Origin of the sequence: Pantoea allii (assembly GCF_002307475.1) — a bacterium.
Taxonomy (GTDB): domain Bacteria; phylum Pseudomonadota; class Gammaproteobacteria; order Enterobacterales; family Enterobacteriaceae; genus Pantoea; species Pantoea allii.
In genome coordinates, this window is sequence record NZ_NTMH01000034.1 from 228202 (window position 1) to 234201 (window position 6000).

The following is a 6000-nucleotide window of genomic DNA, read 5'->3' on the forward strand; positions in this document are numbered from 1 at the left end:
ATTTTCTACCCGCTACTTTGTGAAAGAAAAATTCCAAATACTCCACTTAATTCCAGTCTCGTTCAGACCGGTTTAATGCCGACAGCGCGGTAAATTTTCACGCGCTGGAATCGAATAATATCAATATCCTGGCATCACGCTGGTCCAGCATGCTGCGTTCACATTTTGTTCAGCACCTCTCCTCTTCCTGTCGTTTCATAAAAAATAATTAACAAAACATGATCCACAACTCAAACATAAAGTTTCATAGTTAACATTGATGAAATTTTTGATCTAAATTAATGCTGTAAATTTAGGTGTACTGAGGCGAATGCTTTGTGCCTGGACAAATTTTAGATTTATTTCTTTTACATCAGGTGACTGGAGTCTTGTATGACGAAAGAACAATTTCTCACACTGAACAACGCATCGGGCCCAAACAGTAACGCACCTACTTCGCCTTTTGTGAAGGTCGTTGCGCTCATCGCAACGCTAGGTGGTTTACTTTTTGGGTACGATACCGGCGTGATTTCTGGCGCGTTGCTTTTTATGGGCGATGAGCTGCATCTCACCCCCTTCACAACCGGGCTGATCACCAGTTCTTTGCTGTTTGGTGCCGCCTTTGGCGCGTTGTTATCGGGCCATCTGGCGGCACCAGCGGGCAGAAGGAAAATAATCCTCTACCTGGCCGTTATTTTTGCGATTGGCGCGGCAGGCACGTCACTGGCACCAGACGTAAACTGGATGGTTTTTTTTCGTCTTATCCTGGGCGTGGCGGTCGGCGGCGCGGCGGCGACCGTGCCGGTTTATATCGCAGAGATGGCCCCCGCCAATAAACGTGGGCAGTTGGTCACGCTCCAGGACCTGATGATTGTCTCGGGTCAGCTCCTGGCTTATATCTCGAATGCGACCTTCCACGAAATATGGGGAGGTGAAAGCACCTGGCGTTGGATGCTGGTGGTAGCAACGCTTCCTGCCGTATTGCTGTGGGTCGGGATGATGTTTATGCCCGATACGCCACGCTGGTATGCCATGAAAGGCCGCCTGGCTGAGGCTCGCAGCATACTTGAACGCACGCGCCACAAGGATGAGGTGGAATGGGAGTTGATGGAGATTACCGAGACGCTGGAAGAACAGAGTTCGCTGGGTAAACCGCGTTTACGTGAAATGCTGACGCCGTGGCTGTTCAAACTTTTTTTGATAGGTGTCGGTATCGCCGTTATCCAGCAGCTAACCGGCGTCAACACCATTATGTATTATGCCCCCACCGTGCTGAAGTCAATCGGTATGTCGGATAATGCCGCGCTTTTTGCCACCATCGCCAACGGCGTGGTGTCCGTCTTGATGACGTTCGTTGGGATCTGGATGCTGGGTAAAGTGGGTCGCCGAACCATGGTGATGACGGGACAGTTTGGTTGCACCGCCTGTCTGGTCTTTATTGGCACGGTGAGCTATCTGCTGCCTGAAACGGTTAATGGTCAGCCAGATGCGCTACGGGCTTATATGGTACTGGCGGGCATGCTGATGTTTCTCAGTTTCCAGCAGGGTGCCTTGTCACCCGTGACATGGTTGTTATTGTCAGAGATATTTCCGACGCGACTGCGTGGCATCTTTATGGGCGGTGCCGTATTCGCCATGTGGATAGCGAACTTTCTGATCTCTCTTTTCTTTCCTCTTCTTCTTGCCCGGGTGGGTCTGGCGGGTACATTCTTTATTTTCGCCGCCATTGGACTCTTTGGTGCCATCTTTGTTATCAAATGCGTGCCGGAAACCCGCAACAGGAGCCTGGAGCAGATCGAGCATTATCTGAAAGGCTGGCTTGATGATGAAAATCGCCATACGGCCAACAATGCCGTTTTCGTTTCAAAAAGCCGCTAACGGCACAGGCGCTTAAGAGTTGGCAATCGCATGTGCCGTAATGAGGACGTTGAAGGGATGATAATGCTCAATGTTATCTGACGATGCCCCGTGGATGACAGCGTTCCAATCTCAACGCTGCGTTGGGCATGACGAAGATGATAACCTTTTGCGCCAACAGCTGAGCCTTAATACAATATAACCGCCCCGGATACAGAGACAGGCTGATATTCGGGGCGTTATTTATTACCGTCAGGCGCTGAGCTAAGCACCGGTGTTCCCCCTACGGACTAATTTAGGGAAAGCCGTTAGGCCGAAAAGCGACAAGGACGATCAAGCTCATCGAGCTTCTTTTCCACCAGCCATTGGAACGTTTTGCCATCAGGGCGGGAATACAGCGCTTTTCTTAGCGGGACGAGCGCTACCCACTTTTGAGCAATCGTCATTTTTCTGACATCGGCTAGCAGCAGCCCATGATGTTCGCTTATCGCCCGGTTAACGGCCTGCTCGGCGGTGACGCCGGTCCAGTTACGGTTGCGCTTCAGCGCTTCGCCAAACCACAGCAGGCGAAAACTCTGGTGACGTTCAATCAGCCCTTTCACCGCACTGACGCGCTGCCAGAACGTTTTACTGAGGGTATCAATGACATCCTCAGGAAAGAAAGAATCCATGGTGGTTCTCCTTTGCAGATGAATGTTCAGGTCGTTATGTGCCGCTCTATTCTGTGTTATCGGCAAACTTCCGACAGAGATACAGCGGCTTATGAAGGGAATGATAGGCGGGTCACAGGCAGAATCCTCGCCCTTTTACAGCCTTTTACGTCCTTTACACTATCTAAAGAGAGATGACATGACGTGTGAATGAAAAGCCCCGTGTCTGGCGCATTTCCCGTGATCAATAAACTGGCAGTGGGGTTATAGGGTCAGCGGCTCGTCCAGCGCGTTCAGTTGCTGCCGCGCAAACCCTAAAAATACTTCCAGCGCGGCGCTGCGGGGCCGACCGGAAGGCACCTGCAACTGCAAATTGCGCTGGCTTAGCTGATCGATGCCCACGGATCGCAAAACCAGTCCGTGCGCTTCGGCTTCCTGTATCACGCTGAAAGCACTACAAATGGTCACGGCTAACGGCGTATTCAGCAGGAACTGAAACAGGGTTGAGAAATTATCGCAGGTGACGACCGGCTCAATCAGATTGCCGCTCATGTGGCTCGCCAGCTCGAACAGCTGACGTACCGTGGTGTTTTGCTGCGGCAGCGCCAGCGGATAATGGCTGATATCGCTGAGTGTCACCTGCGGCGCGCTGGCCAGTGGGTGGCTCTGATGCATCACCAACAGCACCGGTGCAGGCCAGGAACCGAGGATCTCAACTCCGTGCTCAGCGTGCAGGCTGAACTGCAATGCCAGGTCACATTCTCCGTTGCGTATCAGTTCTGATACGCCCTGCGGGCTGGCGACCTTGATTTCAAAAAGAATGCCGGGGTTATCTTCCCGAAAGGCGGCAATCATGCGGGGCAGCAACGTAAAGGCCAGTCCATCGGTACAGGCCAGCCGAATCAACGTACGGCGCACGGCTTTCAGCCCTTTGATTTCTGCCAGCGCGTATTCCATATCCAGCATATTTTTGCGCACGTGATGAGCAAAGATTTCCCCGGCTTCATTCAGCACCATGCCACGCGCGTGGCGCTCAAACAACGGCACGCCCACTTGTGTTTCCAGCCGCTGAATCTGTCGGCTGATTGCCGACACGGCAATAAACAGCTGCTCACTCGCCGCGCTGAGCGAGCCTGTATTCGCGACGGCGAGGAAATAGCGGATTTCATTACTGATCATGCGGTCGCCTCATGCTGGTGCATGCCTCGAAAACGGGCACGTTTGCTTTGCTTTAAAAGCAAACCTTACTAGATAAATTGATAATGGTGGCAAAGCAGCGTTTCAGCAATGATGACAAAACCATAATATGAATAAAAGACGAGCAAACATGACAGCCCAACAAGCGGTAGACCAGGCCACCGCATGGTTCGACAGTGGCGAGTTTCAACGGATACTCGCACGCCGCGTTTCGCAGCGTACCGAGAGCCAGCGTCAGGATCGCGACAGCGAATTACACCACTATTTACATGACGAAATCGGCCCACAGCTGAGTGCATTGGGTTTTACCCTGCACTTCATCGAGAACACCGAAGCGGCCCATCGTCCGTTTCTGGTCGCAGTGCGCATTGAAGATCCCACTCTGCCTACCCTGCTGAGCTACGGTCATGGCGATGTGGTGTTTGGCGATGATGAAAACTGGCGCGAAGGATTATTGCCCTGGCAGCTCGTTGAAGAAGGCGATCGCTGGTACGCCCGTGGCAGCGCAGATAACAAAGGTCAGCACTGCGTGAATCTGGCCGCGCTGGAACAGGTGTTCATTGCACGCGGTGGACGTCTGGGCTTCAACTGCAAGCTACTGTTCGAGATGGGCGAAGAGATCAGTTCCCCCGGCCTGGCACAGTTGTGCCAGCAGCACGGTGATCTGCTGAAAGCCGATCTGTTTATCGCCTCGGACGGTCCACGCCTGAATGCAGTGCAACCTACCCTGTTTCTGGGATCGCGCGGGGCCGTGAATTTCCGCCTGACGGTGACTGCCCGTGACAACGCCTATCACTCCGGCAACTGGGGCGGCTTGCTGAGCAATCCTGGCACTCAACTGGCCAATGCCATTGCCGCGCTGGTTAATGCCCAGGGCGTGCTTCAGGTTGAGGCGCTGAAACCCAACTCGCTGACCCCGCAGGTGCGCGACATTCTCAGCCAGATTAACGTTGGCGGGATGCCGGGCGATCCCGAGATCGATCTGAACTGGGGCGAACCGGCATTGACGCCAACGGAACGTCTGTATGGCTGGAACACGCTTGAAGTACTGGCATTCCTGACGGGCAATCCTGCGCGCCCGATGAACGCCATTCCGGGTGAAGCCAGCGCCGTCTGTCAGCTGCGCTTTGTGGTGGGCACCGACTGGAAGAACCTGGCGCAGCACGTCAGCGAACATCTGGCGCAGCACGGCTTTGGCTACGTGAAGGTCGAGTTTATGCGCGGATCGCCGGCAACCCGCCTTGATCCCACCGATCCGCTGGTCGACTGGGTGCTGGGCAGCATTGCCGAAACCAGCGGTAAAAAACCGGCTCTGCTGCCCAACCTGGGCGGATCGCTGCCCAACGAGGTGTTTTCCGACATCCTCGGCCTGCCCACATTGTGGGTGCCGCACTCTTATCCCGCCTGCGGTCAGCACGGCGTGAACGAACATATGCTGAAGTCGATTGCGCGTGAAGGTCTGCAAATCATGACCCGACTGTTATGGGACTTAGGCGAGCAAGGCCGCGAACTGGTGGCGAAGCACCGTCAACATGCCGGAGGTGCCGCATGAGCACACTCAACACGGCTGCACCGCTGCACGCGAATAAACCCAGCCTGCACAAAACCCTTTTCGCCACCTGCATCGGTAACGCGCTGGAGTGGTTTGATATTGCGGTTTACGGCTTTTTTGCCAGCTATATTGCCCACGCATTCTTCCCGACCAGCGATCCGTCCGTTTCTATGTTGCTGACCTTTGGCAGTTTCGGTGTCTCCTTCCTGATCCGTCCGCTGGGCGCGATTGTGCTGGGTAACTACGCCGATCGCCACGGGCGTAAGAAGGCGCTGTTGTTGTCCATCAATCTGATGATGCTGGGCGGTGCCATCATTACGTTCATGCCCGGCTACGCGAGCATTGGTCTGGCTGCGCCTTTGTTGATTCTGCTGGCGCGCCTGGTGCAGGGCTTTTCTGCGGGTGGCGAATTTGGCAGCTCGACGGCGTTTCTGGTGGAGCATTTCCCCGAGCGCAAAGCCTTTATCGCCAGCTGGCAGTTCGCCACCCAGGGGGCAAGTACGCTGATGGCATCCGCGTTTGGTCTGGGATTAACGCAGATTCTTACTGAAAGCCAGATTCAGGACTGGGGCTGGCGCATTCCGTTTGCCTTTGGTCTGCTGATTGGCCCGCTGGGGATTTATATTCGTCGCCACGTACATGAACCTGCCAGCTTCGCCACGCGGCAGCCTGAAGTCGCCCCGCTTAAGCGCCTGTTTGGCCGTCAGAAAGAGCTGATGCTGCTGGCGATTGGCCTGATGGTCATCTCTACGGCGGTTAACTACA

The 6000-nt window shown here is 54.4% G+C and carries 5 protein-coding genes; 3 read left to right on the plus strand and 2 right to left on the minus strand.

Annotation, left to right across the window (positions count from 1 at the left end):
• The first annotated feature begins 372 nt into the window (after positions 1-372).
• Positions 373-1857, plus strand: a complete 1485-nt coding sequence (locus CMR03_RS14225; RefSeq protein WP_096011825.1) for a sugar porter family MFS transporter — start codon at positions 373-375, stop codon at positions 1855-1857.
• A 287-nt stretch (positions 1858-2144) separates the two neighbouring features.
• Here CMR03_RS14225 and CMR03_RS14230 read toward each other — a convergent pair whose 3' ends face one another.
• Together CMR03_RS14230 and CMR03_RS14235 are read right to left on the minus strand one after the other, a co-directional pair.
• On the minus strand, positions 2145-2507 hold the full coding sequence (locus CMR03_RS14230) for a hypothetical protein (RefSeq protein WP_096011826.1): 363 nt from the start codon (positions 2505-2507) through the stop codon (positions 2145-2147).
• 243 nt (positions 2508-2750) lie between these two features.
• Positions 2751-3665 (minus strand): LysR family transcriptional regulator, encoded by a 915-nt coding sequence (locus CMR03_RS14235; RefSeq protein ID WP_096011827.1) that lies wholly within the window; start codon positions 3663-3665, stop codon positions 2751-2753.
• Positions 3666-3813: 148 nt separating this feature from the next.
• On the opposite strand from CMR03_RS14235, the gene CMR03_RS14240 reads away from it, so the two are divergent.
• Positions 3814-5235 carry a M20 family metallopeptidase gene (locus CMR03_RS14240; protein WP_096011828.1) on the plus strand — a complete coding sequence of 474 codons (1422 nt, stop codon included), beginning with the start codon at positions 3814-3816 and terminating at the stop codon, positions 5233-5235.
• Positions 5232-6000, plus strand: a 769-nt coding sequence (locus CMR03_RS14245) for an MFS transporter (protein ID WP_141248566.1), incomplete at its 3' end; no start/stop codon positions are given. The genes CMR03_RS14240 and CMR03_RS14245, both read left to right, overlap by 4 nt.